Source organism: Paenarthrobacter sp. NPDC057981 (genome assembly GCF_042886835.1).
In the GTDB taxonomy this organism is placed as follows: Bacteria; Actinomycetota; Actinomycetes; order Actinomycetales; family Micrococcaceae; genus Arthrobacter.
Genome location: NZ_JBHVQI010000032.1, coordinates 1 through 16,700, shown reverse-complemented (window position 1 = coordinate 16,700; position 16,700 = coordinate 1). Strand labels below are relative to the sequence as shown.

Annotated in this window: 12 protein-coding genes; 6 read left to right on the top strand and 6 right to left on the bottom strand. The window is 63.7% G+C overall.

Annotated elements, in window-relative coordinates:
* From ACFVSI_RS20025 to ACFVSI_RS20015, 3 genes are read right to left on the bottom strand one after another with little or no spacing between them, the layout of a single operon-like run.
* The gene (locus ACFVSI_RS20025; RefSeq protein WP_387827604.1) at positions 1–1,650 is read right to left on the bottom strand and encodes an extracellular solute-binding protein; all 1,650 of its coding nucleotides are present in this window, start codon (positions 1,648–1,650) and stop codon (positions 1–3) included.
* Positions 1,651–1,680: 30 nt separating this feature from the next.
* The gene (locus tag ACFVSI_RS20020) at positions 1,681–2,622 is read right to left on the bottom strand and encodes a carbohydrate ABC transporter permease (RefSeq protein ID WP_387827601.1); all 942 of its coding nucleotides are present in this window, start codon (positions 2,620–2,622) and stop codon (positions 1,681–1,683) included.
* Positions 2,606–3,649, bottom strand: a complete 1,044-nt coding sequence (locus ACFVSI_RS20015; protein WP_387827598.1) for an ABC transporter permease — start codon at positions 3,647–3,649, stop codon at positions 2,606–2,608. Before ACFVSI_RS20015 ends, ACFVSI_RS20020 begins: the two co-directional genes overlap by 17 nt.
* Positions 3,650–3,906: 257 nt before the next feature.
* On the opposite strand from ACFVSI_RS20015, the gene ACFVSI_RS20010 reads away from it, so the two are divergent.
* From ACFVSI_RS20010 to ACFVSI_RS20000, 3 genes are all read left to right on the top strand, one after another.
* Positions 3,907–4,932: a hydroxyacid dehydrogenase gene (locus ACFVSI_RS20010; protein ID WP_387827596.1), complete on the top strand. Its 1,026-nt coding sequence runs from the start codon at positions 3,907–3,909 to the stop codon at positions 4,930–4,932.
* Entirely contained in the window at positions 4,932–6,026 is a 1,095-nt protein-coding gene (locus ACFVSI_RS20005; protein WP_387827594.1) for a LacI family DNA-binding transcriptional regulator, read from the top strand. Before ACFVSI_RS20010 ends, ACFVSI_RS20005 begins: the two co-directional genes overlap by 1 nt.
* A 124-nt stretch (positions 6,027–6,150) precedes the next feature.
* On the top strand, positions 6,151–8,556 hold the full coding sequence (locus ACFVSI_RS20000) for a polysaccharide lyase 8 family protein (RefSeq protein WP_387827591.1): 2,406 nt from the start codon (positions 6,151–6,153) through the stop codon (positions 8,554–8,556).
* Positions 8,557–8,755: 199 nt separating this feature from the next.
* On the opposite strand, the gene gabT is transcribed toward ACFVSI_RS20000, so the two are convergent.
* Both gabT and ACFVSI_RS19990 read right to left on the bottom strand, forming a co-directional pair.
* Positions 8,756–10,111, bottom strand: coding sequence for a 4-aminobutyrate--2-oxoglutarate transaminase (gene gabT, locus ACFVSI_RS19995; RefSeq protein WP_387827589.1), 1,356 nt, complete (start codon positions 10,109–10,111; stop codon positions 8,756–8,758).
* A 47-nt stretch (positions 10,112–10,158) separates the two neighbouring features.
* Positions 10,159–11,589 (bottom strand): gamma-aminobutyraldehyde dehydrogenase, encoded by a 1,431-nt coding sequence (locus ACFVSI_RS19990; RefSeq protein ID WP_387827586.1) that lies wholly within the window; start codon positions 11,587–11,589, stop codon positions 10,159–10,161.
* A 144-nt stretch (positions 11,590–11,733) separates the two neighbouring features.
* Here ACFVSI_RS19990 and ACFVSI_RS19985 point away from each other — a divergent pair, with 144 nt between their 5' ends.
* The 3 genes from ACFVSI_RS19985 to ACFVSI_RS19975 all read left to right on the top strand — a co-directional run bounded on the left by ACFVSI_RS19985 (position 11,734) and on the right by ACFVSI_RS19975 (position 15,265).
* A complete protein-coding gene (locus ACFVSI_RS19985) occupies positions 11,734–13,176 on the top strand; it encodes a PucR family transcriptional regulator (RefSeq protein ID WP_144659303.1) in 1,443 nt (480 codons plus the stop codon).
* 119 nt (positions 13,177–13,295) lie between these two features.
* Positions 13,296–14,582 (top strand): MFS transporter, encoded by a 1,287-nt coding sequence (locus ACFVSI_RS19980; RefSeq protein ID WP_274261884.1) that lies wholly within the window; start codon positions 13,296–13,298, stop codon positions 14,580–14,582.
* On the top strand, positions 14,579–15,265 hold the full coding sequence (locus tag ACFVSI_RS19975) for a FadR/GntR family transcriptional regulator (RefSeq protein ID WP_387827583.1): 687 nt from the start codon (positions 14,579–14,581) through the stop codon (positions 15,263–15,265). The genes ACFVSI_RS19980 and ACFVSI_RS19975 overlap by 4 nt, the downstream gene beginning before the upstream one ends.
* Positions 15,266–15,269: 4 nt before the next feature.
* Here the strand turns inward: ACFVSI_RS19975 and ACFVSI_RS19970 are convergent, their stop codons facing one another.
* Complete coding sequence (locus ACFVSI_RS19970; protein WP_387827580.1) at positions 15,270–16,634, bottom strand: rhodanese-like domain-containing protein; 1,365 nt, start codon at positions 16,632–16,634, stop codon at positions 15,270–15,272.
* Positions 16,635–16,700: the final 66 nt, after the last annotated feature.

Genomic DNA, 16,700 nt, shown 5'->3' with positions numbered 1-16,700 from the left:
TTACTTGGCCAGGGCTGATTCGTATTCGCCGCGGATGGTGTCGCCGCCGTTCTTCTTCCAGTCCGCCACGGCACTCTTGAGCGCGTCCATGGTCCCGCGTCCAGCGATGACAGCCGTGGCAGCGTCCGAAACGGGCTGGCCCAGCTTCGCCCCCTTGCTGGCGTTGGTCGGGCTGAACAGGGTGCCGCAGGGGTCCTCGACCCCGAGCGGTATGAGCTTGGAATAGGCGTTGTGCATGACATCCACGATGTCCTTGTTGCTGGGGTCGTACACCACTTGCTGGGGTGCCGCGAGGTACTTCCACGGCACGGCGTTATCCAGCAAGGCCCGCTCGGTCACCACGGGGTTGCCGTTGGCATCGAGGGTGTAGTCCGCCCCTTCTGCCCCGTAGTTGAGCAGCAAGTATTCTTCGCTGCCAAATGGTGCCGCGAGGAAATTGGCTACGGCCAGAACTTCCTTGAGTTTGGCTTCGTCCGCCTTTTTCAGCATCACGGTGCCGAAGGTAATGTTGTCCAGCCAGGTCTGGGCCTTGCCGCCGTCGTGGCCCACCGGGATGAACGGGACAGCCTTGTTGGCCTTGTTCGCCGCGGGGACGCTACGGCCATAGCCCGTGGGCCCGATGTAGGCGGGCAGGCCGTCGTAGATCAAGGCCACTTTTCCGGAGATGAACGAGTTCACCATCTGGGACTTGGTCCACCCTTCAGAGCCCGGGACATACATCCCGTCCTTGTAGAGCTTGGCTGCGAATTCGATCGCCGCCATGTATTCGTCGGTCTCGAACGCCCGGGTGAGTTTGCCGCCTTCGTTCTTCCAGACGTTCGGCGTGCGGAACATATGGTGGAGCATCGTGAGACCGAACTTGGTGCTGCCCAGCGCCCATTGGTTTTTGGCAGGATTGGTCAGTTCCTTGGCCACCCGGTAAAAATCGTCTTTGTCCTTGATGTCCTCGGTGGCTTTGACCCCGACATTCTCCAGCAGCGTCTGGTTGACGAATCCGGAGCCGCCAGTGAGGTTGCGCGGGATGGGCAGGGAGTAGAGTTTGCCGGCCTGTACTGTCTGCTTCCAGAAAACCTCCGGGATGGCGGCGAGGTTGGGATAGTCCTTGACCTTGTCGCCACCAAGCAGCGGCGTCAGGTCCGCGCATTTGGCCTGCAGGAATTCCACGATGTTGGGCACCGCGGCGCCGTCGTTCAACATGAGGTCCGGCAGCTCGCCCCCGGCAATGATCGTGTTGAACTTGGTGGCGTAGTCGTCCGAGGAGACAGAGGTGATTTCCACCTGTCCACCCAGGCGGGCTTCAATGGCCTGCCAGGCGGGATTGTCTGCACGGGCGTTGGGTGCAGTGCCGAACAGGTTGGTAATGGCCGTGATCTTGCCACCGCTCAGGGGTGCTTTCTCCACGCTCCGAAACGGCGTCGGGTACTTGTAAAAGGCAGCCGGGACGCCTTCAGCGGTGCCGGCGATGTCTGCAGCGGCCGCTTTGAGGGGCATATGCGTGGGGAGCAACGCCTCGCTGGCGTTGGAGGCGACGTTGGTGGTGCGCTGCCCGCAACCGGCCAAGGCCCCGCCGCTGAACAGTGCAAGGGCGCCGATACCCGCCACGGAAAGGAAGCTCCGGCGGCTGGGGCCGGGAGTCGGGACTGCGTTCATGGGATTCCCTTTCGAGAGTAGAGAGTTTGCTTAGCCTTTGATGGCGCCGGTGAGGACGCCCTTGGTGAAGTACCGCTGGAGGAACGGGAAGACGATCACGATCGGGATCAGCGAAATCACGACGACGGCCATCTGGATCGCCTGCGACGGCACCGCGATCTCGGCTACTGCGGAGTCGCCCATGGGTTGGCCGAGCAACACGTACTGGCGCAGGATCATGGACAGCGGCCACTTGTCATCGTTCAGGTAGAGCATGGCGTTGAAGAAGGCGTTCCAGTAGCCCACCGCGTAAAAGAGCCCGACGACGGCCAGCACGCCTCGTGACAACGGCAACACCATCTGGACCAGGATCCGGAAGTCGCCGGCGCCGTCGATCTTGGCGGCTTCGAACAGTTCGTTGGGCAGGTTCATGAAGAAGGACCGGACCACCACCAGGTTGAAGGCGCTCATCAGCGTGGGCAGGACCAAGGCTGCGTAATTGTCCAGCAGCCCCAGTTCCTTGACCATGAGGAAGCTGGGAATGATCCCGGGGCTGAAAAGCATGGTGAACAGAGCGGTCATGAGAAAGAAGCGGCCGCCCACAAGGTCACGACGGGTAAGGCCATACGCCATGGCCACCGTGACAACCAAGGACAGGGCAGTTCCAATCGTGGTGATCAGCAAGGAGCGGGCCAGGGCATCGGTCACTACGCCACCGGCGAAGATCGTTTGGTAGGCGGCGAACGTGGGTTCCTTGGGAAACAAGACCAGGCCGTTGTTGTTGGCGATCTCGCTTTGACTGGAAAGGCTCGTCGCCAGTACAGCCAGCAGCGGGTACAGCGCCAGGAAGCAGATCACCACCAGTGCGATGGCTTTGGATACCTGGACCACCGGCTTGGGCTTTTCCATCCAGACAGGACGGGTGTCCTTTTTCACCGAACGGCTCCCACGACGGCCCATGCCTGCCACCAGCGTGCTACTTGGATTTGCCATTGGAATAGACACCTTCCTGTCCGAAGAGATGGGCCAGTTTGTTCGCGCCGAGCACCAGGATCAGCCCAACGATTCCCTTTACGAGCCCCACCGCGGCCGCCGGACCCCATTGCCCGTCCTGGATGCCGTGGAAGTAGACGTAGGTGTCCAGCACCTCGCCGGCGCCGGGGCCCACGTTGTCGCGTTGCAGGACGATCTGTTCGAAGCCCACTGAGAGGATGCTGCCGAGGTTGAGGATGAGCAGCAGGATGATCACCGGCATGATGCCCGGGATGGTGATGTGCCATAGCCGGTGCCGGGCGTTCGCTCCGTCCACGGCCGCGGCCTCGTAAAGCTCCTGGTCCACATTCATCAGCGCGGCAAGGAAGATGATGGTCCCCCAGCCTGCGTCCTTCCAGATGGATTGGATGGTCACCAGGAAGGGGAAGAACTCGGGCGTGGTCATGGCGTCGAAGCGCGGGAGTCCCAGGTTTTCCAGGAGATGCGGGACGGCGCCCGTGGCACCGAGGACCTCCGAGAAGACGGCCACAATAATGACCCAGCCGATGAAGTGGGGCAGGTACACCACACTCTGCACGAACTTTCGGATCCTGTTGGACACGATGCTGTTCAGCAGCAGCGCCAGGCAGATGGGGACCGGGAAGAACAGGGCCAGCTGGAGCCCGGTGATCACCAGGGTGTTCCGGAGGGCTTCCCAAAAGGCACCGTCCTGGAACATGGCCGCGAAGTTGTCCAGCCCCACCCACACGCTGTCCACGAAACCCAGGTAGGGCTTGTAGTCGAGGAACGCGATGATGTTGCCGGCGAGAGGGATGTAGTGGAACACCACGAAGTACAGGAAGCCCGGTGCGATCAGCAGCAACATCACTTTGTCGCGTCGGATGCGTGCCATGAGGGTTCTCTTGCGGCTCGGCCCCGCGTCGGGTCCCGCAGGAGGGCGGTTACGACGGCGGCCTTCCGCCGCCGTCGCCGGCCCGCCGACGTCGTGCGTCGCCTGGGGCGAGAGTGTTTGGCTGTTGCTGCTCATGTATTTCCTCTGTCTGCGCCAGTGGACGGCGGATGTGGAGTGGCCCGGCGCTGTTGAGCAACCATCGGCTGAAATAGTAAGCGTTTACTATGGGAGACAAGCTACCTATAGAAATAATGTGATGTCAACAACACTGCTTTTCTTCGGACTTGCGGGGAAAGTGGGATTGACAGTCTTTCAGTACCGCCTCTAGGCTGACTCAAAATAGCAAGCGCTTTCTATAGATTTTCCCTACCACCAATGGACGGAAACCCGCAGTGACCACCAATCTCCAGCACGCCGGCCCCATGAAGGCTGCTTTCGTGATGGGCAGGAACAATCTGTCCGCCCTGTTCAGCACAGAGGACCTTGCCCGGCTGCGCGGGATGGTCACGCTGCTCGATTCCGATCCCGTCGCCAATTTCTCTGAACCAGGCGCCTTCGGGTTGCTTGGAGATGCTGAGCTCCTCATTACTGGTTGGGGCGCTCCCGTCATCGACGGCTGGGTCCTGGACCGGCTGCCGCGGCTGCGCACCATCGTCCACGCGGCCGGAACGGTCAAGACGTTCCTGTCCCCTGAGGTCCACGAGCGCGGAATACAAGTGTCGTCCTCGGCCGCGGCCAATGCGGTGCCGGTGGCCGAGTTCACCTTTGCGGCAATCATCATGGGCCTCAAAAGAGCCCGGCGATTCAGCGAGCAGCTGCGCACCACCGGCGGATCCCGCAACTCCGCCGGATTCCCCACCATCGGAACCAACGGCGTAACCATAGGCCTGGTTGGTGCGTCACGCGTGGGACGCCTGGTGATCGGTCTCCTGAAGAACCTCGACGCACGGGTCCTGGTCTACGACCCCTACCTCGACGCCGTCGAGGCCGCTGCCCTGGGTGTCGAATCCGTCGGCCTGGCCCAGCTCTGCATGCTGTCCGACGTCGTCAGCGTCCATGCCCCGGACATTGCCGAAACGCGTGGCATCATCGGGGCGAAGGAGCTCGGCCTGATGAAGGACGGCACCTTGGTCATCAACACCGCCCGGGGCGTCTTGATCGACGCAGCCGCACTGACCCGGGAGCTCGTTTCGGGGCGGCTCGATGCCTATCTCGACGTCACCGACCCCGAGCCCCTCCCCGCCGGCTCAGTGCTGCACGCCCTGCCCAATGTGGTTTTGACTCCGCACATCGCAGGAGCCTTGGGAAACGAAATCCACCGTCTGGGCAGCCAAGCGGTCATGGAAGTTCGCCGATTGACCGAGGGCTTGCCCCTGGCTTATCCGGTTTTGGCCGCGGATCTTGCAAGAATCGCCTAGTGACCGAGAAAAACTCCCCCACAAATTCCGCCAATGCCCGCAGCGGCAGCGGCGCCACGATTGCCGACGTCGCGCAGGCGGCGGGGGTGTCAGTAGCTACAGTGTCCAGGGCCCTGAGCGGCAACTATCCCGTGGCAAGAGCCACGCGGGAACGGATTCTTCGCTCCGTCACGGACCTGGGTTACGTGGCCAACGCCCATGCACGTGCTCTGGCCGGCGCCACCACCCGGACGGTGGGAATCATCATCAACGACGTCGCTGATCCCTTCTTCGCCTACATCGCCCGCGGCGTGGAACGGCAGGCGAGCGCCGAGGGACGGTTGTGCCTGATCACCGCCACCCATGGTGACAAAGAGCGTGAGCTTGCGCTGGTGGACCTCATGCGCGAGCAACGCACCGACGCCGTCATAGTCGTGGGTGGGGCATCCGACGACCCGCGGTACCGGAAGCAGATGGCCGACCGTGCGCGTGCACTTGCAGCGGCGGGATCTTCACTGGTCCTGTGTGGCAGGCCGTCCCTCGGGGCGGGAGTGCCCACCAAGATGGTCACCTACGACAACGAAGGAGGCGCCTTCGCGATCACCGACTACCTCATCTCCCAGGGCCACCGCAGGATCCTCTACGTGGGCGGCCCCCGCGATTTTTCCACCACCGCGTCCCGGCTGGCGGGGTTCTACCGGGCCTTGGACGCCCGCGGCATCGAGCGGGATCCGGCACTGGTCCACGAGGGCGCGTTCGGCCGTGGTTTCGGCTACAGCAGGATGCGGGAGTTGCTGGACCAGAATCTGGACTTCACTGCCGTTTTCGGGGCGAACGACCTTGTGGCCGCCGGCATCCTGGAAGCACTCGAGGAACGCGGAATCACGGTGCCACAAGACATTTCCGTGGTTGGCTACGACGACGTTCCCGTCGCCAGCGAGCTGCGTCCGCGGCTTACCACAGTTCGCGTACCGCTCGAAGAACTGGGGCGCGAGGCCGTCCGTTTGGCTCTGGCCCAGTCACCGCACGACGCCGGCGCCTCCTCTGACAACACCCTCACCGTTGGTACGCACATCGTCATCCGGGACTCGGTCTCGCCTCTCAACAAGTTCTGAGCACTTCTGTTCATTTCCGTTGAAGGCCCAGGGAACCGGAAATAGGGTTGCGGAAACTTCCGCCGCCGTATCCCCACGCCACAACAGTCTGAACGGAGCAGTTTTGAACGTCATTGGATCACCCATGAGCCGCAGGACCCTTTTCCGCACAGCAGGTGCCGCAGCCCTTGCAGGGGCGCTTCTCGCACAGGCGGGGCCGTCTTTTGCTGCGGATGGCCTGCCCGAGCTCATTGCCCGACGACGGCAAGTGCTCACAGGTGGCCGCAGTGCTGCTGACATTCCGGAACTTGCCGGACAACTCGATGGCATGGGCGCCACCACGGAGAAGTGGTGGTCATCCATGGACAAAGCGCCAGTGCGGACCTCCCTCTGGAGCGACCTCCCGCTGACGGGCATCGGACAGTCCGCCACTGCGACCAGCAACCTGGGCCTGCACTTCAACCGCCTCTATGACATGGCCTTGGGCTACGCCGTAGCCGGCACCCCGTACGCGGGGAATCCCCAGCTGGCCGCCGACATTGTTGCTGGCTTGAAGCTCCTCAACGACACTGCCTACAAACCCGGGATGCGCGCAGCGGGCAACTGGTGGTTCTGGGAAATCGGCGTGCCCCGCAAGACAGTGGACATCCTGACCCTGCTGCATGCCGAAGTACCGGAAGCCCTCCGTTCATCCCTGCTCGCGGCGGTCCGCTGGTTCGCCCCAAACCCGAATTGGCGTGGTCGTGCCACATCCCTGGCGGAGACGGGCGCCAACCGCGTAGACAAATCCCTGGCCTGCTGCATGCGCGGCATCCTGGACAACAACACAGACGAGATCGCCTTGGGTCGTGACGCCCTGAGCGACACCGTCCGTGGCGGCACCAACAGCGTTTTTACCTACGTCACGAGTGGCGACGGTTTCTACACCGATGGCTCCTTTGTCCAACACAGCTACCTGCCCTATGCCGGGACTTATGGTGTGGTGGCGCTGGCGGGGATCGCCGAAATCATCGCCATGCTCGGTGGAAGCACGTGGGCCATCAACGATCCCAGGCAGTCAGTGCTCCTGGACGCCGTGGAGAACACGTACGCCCCCTTCGTCTGGGACGGCAGGATCATGGATACCGTCCGCGGGCGGGCTGTCTCGCGGCAACGTGAACCCGACTACGTCAGCGGCTTCGGCTTGATCTCGGCTGTGCTCCTGTTGGCTCCCGGATGCGAGGAGCCCTACCGTTCCCGCTTCCTGGCGTTGGCGAAGGGGTGGCTGGAACGCTGTGCCGACCAGAGGCTCGTGGGCCACCCGACGCAGAGCCTGGCCAAATCCCTGCTGTCCTTGGCCGTTCTCTCCAATGCCTCCGTGACAGCTGCTCCGGCCCCGGTGTACAGCCGAATGTTCGCTGACCAGGACCGCCTGGTACATCACCGTCCACAGTGGGGCTGCACAGTGAACCTCTCCTCCAAACGCATTGGCCGCTACGAATGGGGTAACAGCGAAAACAACCTCGGCTGGTACCAGGGCGACGGCATGACCTTCGTGTACACCCGCCAGGACCCCTCACAGTTCAGTGCGGACTTCTGGCCCACAGTGGACCCCTATGCCCTTCCCGGAACCACCGTCAATGACGAGGCCCGTGCCAGCGGAGCGGGCGGAGCCGGCACCGGAATCCCCCGCGCTTACCAGGCCTTCGCCGGAGGGCTGACTGTCGATGGCCGCTGGGGCGTGGTCGGCATGGACCATCTCAACCACAACAAGACCTTATCCGGGCGGAAATCGTGGTTCTTCCTTGACGATGCCGTGGTGTGCCTTGGATCAGCCATCACCGGGACGGGCGGCGCCGCCGTGCTGACCACGATCGAGAACAGGTCCTTCGCCGTGGGATCAGTACCTGCGTTGAGAACAGATTCCCGCAACCGCAGCATGGCTCCGGGCGATGCTCCCGTCGCACTCAAGCGTTCCCTGCATATCGAGGGGCACGGTGGCTACGTCTTCCTGGACGCCCCAGGTGTTTCGGGCACCCCCGACGTTGCCATGGTGCGCCGGATCGGCAGCTGGTACGACATCAACTCCGGGGCGGACACCGGAGGGAGCGCAGATCCCGTGACCCGGGACTTTGTCACAGTGACCCATCACCACGGCCATGATCCGGCCGGCTCAGGTTATGCGTACATGGTGCTGCCCGCTGCAACGCATGATGCCACATTCTCGGAATCGGCCAACCCTTCAGTGAAGGTGCTGGCCAACTCGGCGGTTGCCCAAGTACTGGGCGTGGAAAAGGAGGCCTTGGTGTTGGCCACCTTCTTCGCAGCGGGCAGTGCGGCGGGCTTCACGGTCTCCGGTCCGTGCACCCTTGCCACCCACCAGAGCAACGGGAAGCTCACGGTGTCCGTGGCCGATCCCTCGCGCACTCAAAGCAGCCTCCGGATCACGGTTCCCGGCACGTGGACCACGATGATCAGTGCCGACGATGGCGCAACTCTGATCGGCGGCAACACCATCGAAGTCCAACTCGACGGACACGGCCACCAGAAGAACCTGATGCTCGGCACCTAGGCGGGCACCGCCGTCGAGCACTCACTGGAACCTACGCCCCCAACTCGACGCCGAGTTCGCGGGAACGGTGCGAGATCGCACGCAAAGCTCCCACGAACTGGGCGGGTTCCCACGAACTCGCGGCGGCGTGGCAAGGCAAAAAGAGGCGGGCCGGGGGAATTGAACCCCCGGCCCGCCTCTGTGCGTGAAGCGCTGAAACTTACGCGTTCGCCTTGATGGCCTTCGCCAGGACCTCGAGGCCGTCGATCAGCAGTTCGTCGCTGATGACCAGCGGCGGGAGCAGGCGGATGACGTTGCCGTAGGTGCCACAGGTGAGGATGATGACGCCTTCCTGGAGGCAGGCGGCAGCAACGGCCTTGGTGAGCTCGGCGTTCGGTTCCTTCGAGCCGGCCTGGACCAGTTCGATGGCGAGCATGGCGCCACGGCCACGGACGTCGCCAACAACCGAAACTTCAGCTGCCAGTTCGCGGAGCTTGCCCAGGGCGAGTTCTTCAATGTGGCGTGCGCGGCCGTTGAGGTCGTGCTGTTCCATGGTGTCGATCGCTGCCAGTGCTGCTGCACAGGCAACCGGGTTGCCACCGTAGGTGCCGCCGAGGCCGCCCGGGTGAACGGCGTCGAGCAGGTCGGCGCGGCCGGTAATAGCGGACAGCGGCATGCCACCGGCGATGCCCTTGGCCATGGTGATGATGTCCGGGACAACACCTTCGTGATCGACGGCGAACCACTCACCAGTGCGGCAGAAGCCGGACTGGACCTCGTCGGCGATGAAGACGATGCCCTTTTCCTTTGCCCAGGCGGACAGTGCCGGGAGGAAGCCTTCGGCCGGAACAATGAAGCCACCTTCACCCTGGATGGGTTCGATGATGATCGCGGCAACCTGGTCGCCACCGATCTGCTTCTCGATGGCGGTGATGGCGCGCTTGGCTGCCTCGGCACCTGTGATCTCCGGGTTCTCTTCACGGAACGGGTAGCTCATGGGCATGCGGTAGACCTCGGGCGCGAACGGGCCGAAGTTGGTCTTGTACGGCATGGCCTTGGCGGTGAGCGCCATGGTCAGGTTGGTGCGGCCGTGGTAGGCGTGGTCGAAAGCTACGACGGCGTCGCGGCCGGTGGCCAGGCGGGCAACCTTGATGGCGTTCTCCACGGCTTCGGCGCCGGAGTTGAACAGCACGGTGCGCTTGGCGTGATCGCCCGGGGTGAGGCGGTTGAGCTGCTCGGCAACTGCTACGTAACCCTCGTACGGGGTCACCATGAAGCAGGTGTGCGTGAAGTGCGCGGCAGCTTCCTGGACAGCTGCGACGACGGCGGGGTCGGAGGCGCCGACGCTGGTCACGGCGATGCCGGAGCCGAGGTCGATGAAGGAGTTGCCGTCGACGTCGCGGATGATGCCGCCGTCGGCGTCTTCAACGTAGACGGGAACGCCAGAGGCGACGCCGGCAGCAACGACGGCGGAGCGGCGCTCAGCCAGTGCCTGCGACTTGGGGCCGGGGAAAGCGCCGTTGATGTTGCGCTTCTGCTCGATGCGGTACGAGAGTTCGTTCGCGGTGGTGGTCATGAGGGGTTTGCCTTTCTAAAAAACGGGGAAATTCTTACGCGACTGAGCTATGCATCCAATGCACTCATCACGTGCTTGATGCGCGTGTAATCCTCGACGCCGTACATGGAGAGGTCCTTGCCGTAGCCGGACTGCTTGAAGCCACCGTGCGGCATCTCTGCCGTGAGGAGGATGTGGGTGTTGATCCAGACCGCACCGAAGTCCAGGTCGCGGCTCATGCGCATGGCCGTGCCGTGGTCGGTGGTCCAGACGCTGGACGCCAGGGCGTATTCGACGTCGTTGGCCAGCTCGAGCGCCTCTTCTTCAGTGCTGAACTTCTGGACGGTGATGACCGGGCCGAAGGTTTCCTTCTGCACGATGTCATCGGTCTGCTTGGCACCGGTGATGATGGTGGGCTCGAAGAAGAAGCCCTTCTCGCCCGCTCGGTGTCCGCCGGTGACGATCTTGCAGTTCTCCGGCAGGTTCTGCACGACGGAGGTCACTGCGTTGAAGTGGTTGATGTTGTTCAGCGGGCCGAAGTAGTTGTCTTCGTCATTCTGCGAACCCGTCTGGAGGGTCTTGGTGTGCTCCACCATGGCTGCCACGACGTCGTCGTGAACCGAATCTTCAATGAGGACGCGGGTGATGGCGGTGCAGTCCTGTCCGGCGTTGAAGAAGGCGAACTCGGCGATGGCCGCTGCGCTCTTCTTGATGTCGGCATCCTTGAACACGATCGCGGGAGCCTTGCCGCCAAGTTCCAGGTGGGCACGCTTGAGGCCCTTGGCTGCGCCGCTTGCGACGGCGATGCCTGCGCGGACGGAGCCGGTGATGGACACCAGTCCGGGGACCTTGTGGTCAACCATCATGGCGCCGGTTTCGCCGGTACCCAGGACAACGTTGAGCACACCGGCGGGGAAGATTTCACCGGCCAGGCGGGCCAGCACCAGGGTGGATTCGGGGGTGGTGTCCGAGGGCTTGAGGACAACAGTGTTGCCTGCGGCCAGGGCGGGACCGATCTTCCAGATGGCCATGAGGAACGGGTAGTTCCACGGGGCAACCTGGGCTACGACGCCGATGGGTTCGCGGCGCACGTAGGAGGTGTGGCCTTCGAAGTACTCGCCTGCGGACTTGCCTTCCATGAGGCGTGCTGCGCCGGCGAAGAAGCGGAGCTGGTCTGCACCGGCAGCGATTTCCTCGGAGGCGATGAGGGAGCGGACCTGTCCGGTGTTGCGGTGCTGTGCCTCAACGAGTTCGTCGCTGTGGGCCTCGACGGCGTCGGCGAGCTTGAGGAGCATGAGCTGGCGCTGGCCCGGGGTGGCTTTCTTCCACGACTTGAAGGCCTCGCTGGCTGCGGACATGGCTGCGTCCACATCGGCCTGCACCGAAATGGGAGACTTGGCAACGATTTCCCCGGTGGCGGGGTTCACGATGTCCAGCAGACCCGTACCTGCCGGCGTGACGAATTCGCCATTGATGAAGTTCTGCAAGGTTTGAACCACGGTGTGCAACCCTCTTTCGGTGTCTGGGCATGGGTTTTAGCTGATCAGAGCCTATGCCAGGGAGGGGGTCCAAGGAATAGTCAGCTGCACACACAACGCCACCGCGCTTAGTGCGCTTGACCAGCACCGGGTTACGCTTTAACCATGGCCCTGTCCCTTGCTTCGCTCGTCGCTGTCCCGTCCCTGAAACTCCGGCAGGCCGGCCTTGCCGAGACCACCTGGAACCAGGACATCAGCTGGGTCGCGGTGACCGAACTGGAGGATCCACAGCGCTTCCTCAGCGGCGGCGAACTGGTGTTGACCACGGGCTTGCGGCTCAAGAGCGCGGCCGACCAGCGGCGCTTCGTCCGCCAGGTCCAGCGGGCCGGCGCCGTGGGAATTGGCTTCGGCATAGGCCTCACGCACGAGTCCGTCCCCGAAGCACTCATCGCGGAGGCGAACCGGTGGGGGCTCCCCCTGGTGGAAGTCCCGTACGAGATCCCCTTCATCGCCATCGGAAAGCTCGTGGCAGAGTCCCACTCCGCCGACCATTATTCCAACCTGGAACGCCTCCTGGCCGGCCACCAGATCCTGGCCCGCGCACTCCTCACAGGCGGTGGCCTGGCCGAGCTCCTCAAACAGCTCGGCAGCATGCTGCGCACGGACGTGGTGCTCACCCAATTCAGTGCCCAGCTCTACAACAGCGTTCCCGGGAAACCGGCACCAAATGCTGACGGCTGGGCCTCCTATCCGATCCCCACCGGCCGCAGGGACGCCTGCACGCTCTGGCTGCGGCAGCCGTTCATTGACTCGGGAATCGTCAGCTACGCGCAGAACCTCATCAGCGTCGAGCTCAACAACATGGTCAAGCAGCGGCAGGCCCAGCGCGCCATGGCCGGCCAGGTGTTGGACGACGTCATCCACGGAACACTTGAAACCATCGAGGCTGCGCGCCGTTTGGCCGGGGTCGGCATCAACAGCACCCGAAAAAACGTGGTGCTCGTTGCGGAGTCCACGGCACACCACAAGCAACTGGTCAGCATCTCGTTGCCCCAGGCGCTGGAAGGTGGCGTGAGCGCCGTCGTCGGAAAGGATCTGGTCACCGTCATCAACGATGACGGCAGCTCGGCCACTGCCCTTGCCAAGAGCCTCAGCGACCACCTGCAAGAGGCCGGCATCCATGCCGTGATTGGCATTGGGGGCGCCTACACCAAGCCGAACGGCCTGCGCTGGAGCTATTTCGAAGCGCGCGACGCCGTGGCGCACGGCTTGCCGGTCAACGAGCCTGAGCGCCTGAGCCTGACCTCTTTGCTGCTCGCGAGCGAGGACGTGCCCTTGGCGGATATGGCCAGCGAGTCCCTCACTCCCCTGCGCAAATTCGATGCCGCCCACGGAGCCGAACTGGTGGCCACCCTCGAGAGCTACCTGAACCACAACGGCTCAGTCGCGGCTGTCGCGGAGGCACTGACCCTGCACAGGAACACGGTCCGCTACCGGCTGGCCCAGATCACCGAGCTCACCGGCTACGACCCCTCCCAAACCCAGGACCGCGTCCAGTTGTGGCTGGCGTTGGCTGTCCAGCGCCTGGGGTCGCGCAACCCGCGGTAAAGCGCCCGACGGCGGAACGCGCCTCGGCGTCTCACCGCCAGAAGCGTCAGTCATGGGCTTACCGGAGAGATTCGCCACAGAAGTGTAGACATTAGACGTCAAACGTCTAACCTTTAGATATGGCTACGACGACTCCACTCACGACGACAGGAAACATCCCTACGATCTCCCCCGCCGGTGCCGCCCCGAGCGCAGCGAACACCGGCGCCAAGGCACCCAAGTCCCGTGTCGTCGTCGTGGTTGGCGTCATCGCCGTCGTCCTCATTGGCCTGAACCTGCGCGCCGGGATCACCAGCGCGGCCGCCCTGTTCCATGAACTGCAGCAGTTCCTCGGTTATGGCGCCCTGGTGGCCTCGATCCTGCCGTCCATCCCCTTGCTATGCTTCGCGGTTGCCGGTCTTGGGACCTCCTGGCTGACGCGCCGGGTGGGCGTTGAAAAGGCCATCTTCATCGCGCTGGCACTCCTGGCAGCCGGGCTCTTGGTCCGCGGAGTTCCCGCGACCGGCGCACTCCTGGGCGGCACCGTCCTGGCCATGTCCGGGTTGGCGGTGTGCAACGTCGCCATGCCCTCGCTCATCCGCGAGCACTACTCGGACCGCACCTCCATGATGACCGGTGTCTACACCTTCACGATGTCCGGCGGCGCCACGTTTGCCGCGGCCGTCAGCGTGCCTCTCGCCCAGCAGCTTGGTTCCCCGTCAATGGGCTTGGCCGCATGGGGCCTTTTGGGCGTCGCCGCCCTGCTCGGCTTCCTCCCGGTTGTCCTGCACAGCCACCGCAACTCGGCCAAGACTGATCGTCCCCGTGTTTCCATGTGGCCGCTCCTGAAGACCCGCCTGGGCCTCCTGATCACCGCGATCTTCACTTTCCAGGCCTTCCTGGCCTATGCCGTCATGAGCTGGTTCGCCTACATCCTCACCTCCCAGGGGCTCAGCGCTTCCGAGAGCGGCCTGCAGTTCGGCGTGATGCAGTTGGTCTCGGTCGCGGCAGGCATGATACTGCTGACAATCGGCTCCCGCCCCGGCATGCTGCGCCCCGCTTTGTACCTGGCCAGCAGCTCCACGCTGGTGGCCATCGGCACCATGCTGTGGTTGCCGACGTCGTTGGCCGTGGTTCCTGCCATTCTGTTCGGCTTCGGCCTGGGCATCTTCCCGTTGGTCCTGGTGATCATCAGCCGCAGCGGAGGATCGACGGCGGAAACCACCGCGCTCTCCACCATCGCCCAATCGCTGGGATACTTGATTGCGGCAATTGGTCCCTTTGGCATGGGACTGCTCCACAGCGCCACCGGTGGTTGGGTGTTGCCGTTGAGCCTGCTGTCCATCGTGGCCGTGGCGCTCATGGTCACCTGCCACCTGCTCACCAGCAAGCGCACAGCATCGAAGACCCAACCGAGGACGGCATGACCCTGACCCCTTCGCATCGCCCGGTCCTCGCCGAGGAGATCACCGCCAAGCTGCGGGACATGATCAAAACCGGCGAGTGGCCGCTGCAGGAACGTATCCCTGCAGAGCCTGAACTCATGGCCACCCTGGGTGTCTCGCGCGGAACGCTGCGGGAAGCCGTCAAGGCCCTGGCCCACTCGGGGATGTTGGAAGTACGCCGCGGCGACGGCACGTATGTCCGGGCCAACAGCGAGATCTCCGGGGCAGCCCAGCGGATGTACAAGGAGCACACGCAGGAACACATCGTCGAGGTACGACTGGGGCTCGATACGCAGGCTGCCCGGCTGGCAACCAAACACGCCACGGCTGAGGACATCGCGGAGATGCGCCGACTCCTGACACTGCGCCACGATGCCTGGCTCGCCCAGGACTACCCCACCTGGGCCACCGCGGACTGGGAATTCCACGAACGGGTTGCCTTGGCCTCGGGCAACCCCCTGCTGCACCAGCTCTACGTTTCCTTTGGGGGCGTCTTCCACAACGATCTCCTCCGCCAGCAGCGCACGGACGGCTTCAACGGCATCCCGCGCGAAGGCCACGACGAACTGGTCGATGCCCTTGAAGCCCACGATCCCCAAGCTGCGGTCTCCAGCGTCTACCGGAACCTGGATTTCTGCGCGGACAAGACGCCCCTGCAGTTCTGACGCCTTAGGGGACCAGCCGGATACCAGCTTTGGCAGCATCCTTGAACCGGGCATCGATGAGCACCACGTCGTGCCCCGCACGGTCCAAGAGACTCGCAGCAACACTGGCCCGGTAGCCTGTGGCGCAGTGCACCCAGGTCCTGCTTTCGGGCAGTTCGGTCATCCGGCCAAGGAGTTCGTAGACGGGCACGTTGACGGCATCCTGCACATGTGAAGCCTCGAACTCATCAGGCCTTCGGACATCCAGCACAACGTCATCCTGAGCGCGCTCCCTCAATAGGAGGCTCCAGTCGCCGTGCGGGTAGGAGGACCGTGAGGCTCCCGGCGCCAACGTTTCGGGTAAGGGACCGACGGCGGCATCCGGACTTTCGATGCCGATCCTCGCCAGGTCACGGATCGCCTTTTCCACGTCATCGTGTGTTCCGAGGAGCGTGAGTGGCTGATTCCAAGGGATCACCCAGCCGAGATAGCTGGTGAAGTTGGAACCATTGCCGTACTCAAAGGCCACGCTGCCCTGCAGATGGTCCTCCGCGAAAGCAATCCGGTGCCGGAGGTCCACCACCCACTCGCCGGAGCGCAGCCGACGGGCCAGTTCAGCGGGCTCCACCGACTCCGGGACATCCAGATTCACGGGCGCAGGACCAGCGGAATTCAAAGGGCTCATGTGGGCGTAGTACGCGGGGTAGGCCGTGATGTTCGCCAGCAACTCCGCTACGAAGTGCTCTTCACTCGGGTCGGTCAGGGCGTGGTTGTGTGCTGACTGCTCGGCCAACGTAGATGAATCCTGGTGGCTCGCAGGCCCAATGGAACAGAACGATCCGAAGCCGTGGGTTGGATAGAGGGCGGCCTCCGGGTGCGCCGAGTCCGCCAGTCGACGAACCGAAGAATACTGCGCGTGGGCCAAGGCCTCCGTGTCCCCAGGAGCCACCAGGTCCGTCCGTCCAACCGAGCCGTACAGCAAGCTGCCGCCGGAAAAGACGGCCTCCGTGCCGCCGTCGTCCGCTGTATCCCGCACCACGTACGCCAGGTGGGTGTGGGTATGGCCAGGAGTTGCGACCACCCGCACCGAGAGGCGTCCCACTGAAAACACATCCCCGTCCGCCACCGGTGTCCGTGCAAAAGAGACGTGGTCCGCAGCGTTGACCACATAGACAGCACCGTGCTTTTCCGCGAGGACCAGGCCACCGGTGACGTAGTCGTTGTGGAGGTGGGTTTCGGCGATGTGCGTGATCCGGACGCCCGCGGCCACGGCCGCTGTTTCAACCCGGTCGATGTCGCGCTGGGGGTCAATCACCAATGCCACGGAGCCGTCGTGGACCAGGTAGCTGCGATCCCCAAGCTGGGGTGTCTCGATCACGACGACGTCCATACCCCCACCTTAAAACAACGCGGGGTCACTTAGGGCCCATCCGGAAGCTCCGAATGGGCCCTAAGT

Excerpts from the sequence above, each read along its gene's own strand:
- ACFVSI_RS19985 (WP_144659303.1), top strand. The coding sequence starts at position 11,734 with ATGGCCCTGTCCCTTGCTTCGCTCGTCGCTGTCCCGTCCCTGAAACTC.
- gabT (WP_387827589.1), bottom strand. The coding sequence starts at position 10,111 with ATGACCACCACCGCGAACGAACTCTCGTACCGCATCGAGCAGAAGCGC.
- ACFVSI_RS19975 (WP_387827583.1), top strand. The coding sequence starts at position 14,579 with ATGACCCTGACCCCTTCGCATCGCCCGGTCCTCGCCGAGGAGATCACC.
- ACFVSI_RS20020 (WP_387827601.1), bottom strand. The coding sequence starts at position 2,622 with ATGGCAAATCCAAGTAGCACGCTGGTGGCAGGCATGGGCCGTCGTGGG.
- ACFVSI_RS20015 (WP_387827598.1), bottom strand. The coding sequence starts at position 3,649 with ATGAGCAGCAACAGCCAAACACTCTCGCCCCAGGCGACGCACGACGTC.
- ACFVSI_RS19980 (WP_274261884.1), top strand. The coding sequence starts at position 13,296 with ATGGCTACGACGACTCCACTCACGACGACAGGAAACATCCCTACGATC.
- ACFVSI_RS19970 (WP_387827580.1), bottom strand. The coding sequence starts at position 16,634 with ATGGACGTCGTCGTGATCGAGACACCCCAGCTTGGGGATCGCAGCTAC.
- ACFVSI_RS20000 (WP_387827591.1), top strand. The coding sequence starts at position 6,151 with ATGAGCCGCAGGACCCTTTTCCGCACAGCAGGTGCCGCAGCCCTTGCA.
- ACFVSI_RS20025 (WP_387827604.1), bottom strand. The coding sequence starts at position 1,650 with ATGAACGCAGTCCCGACTCCCGGCCCCAGCCGCCGGAGCTTCCTTTCC.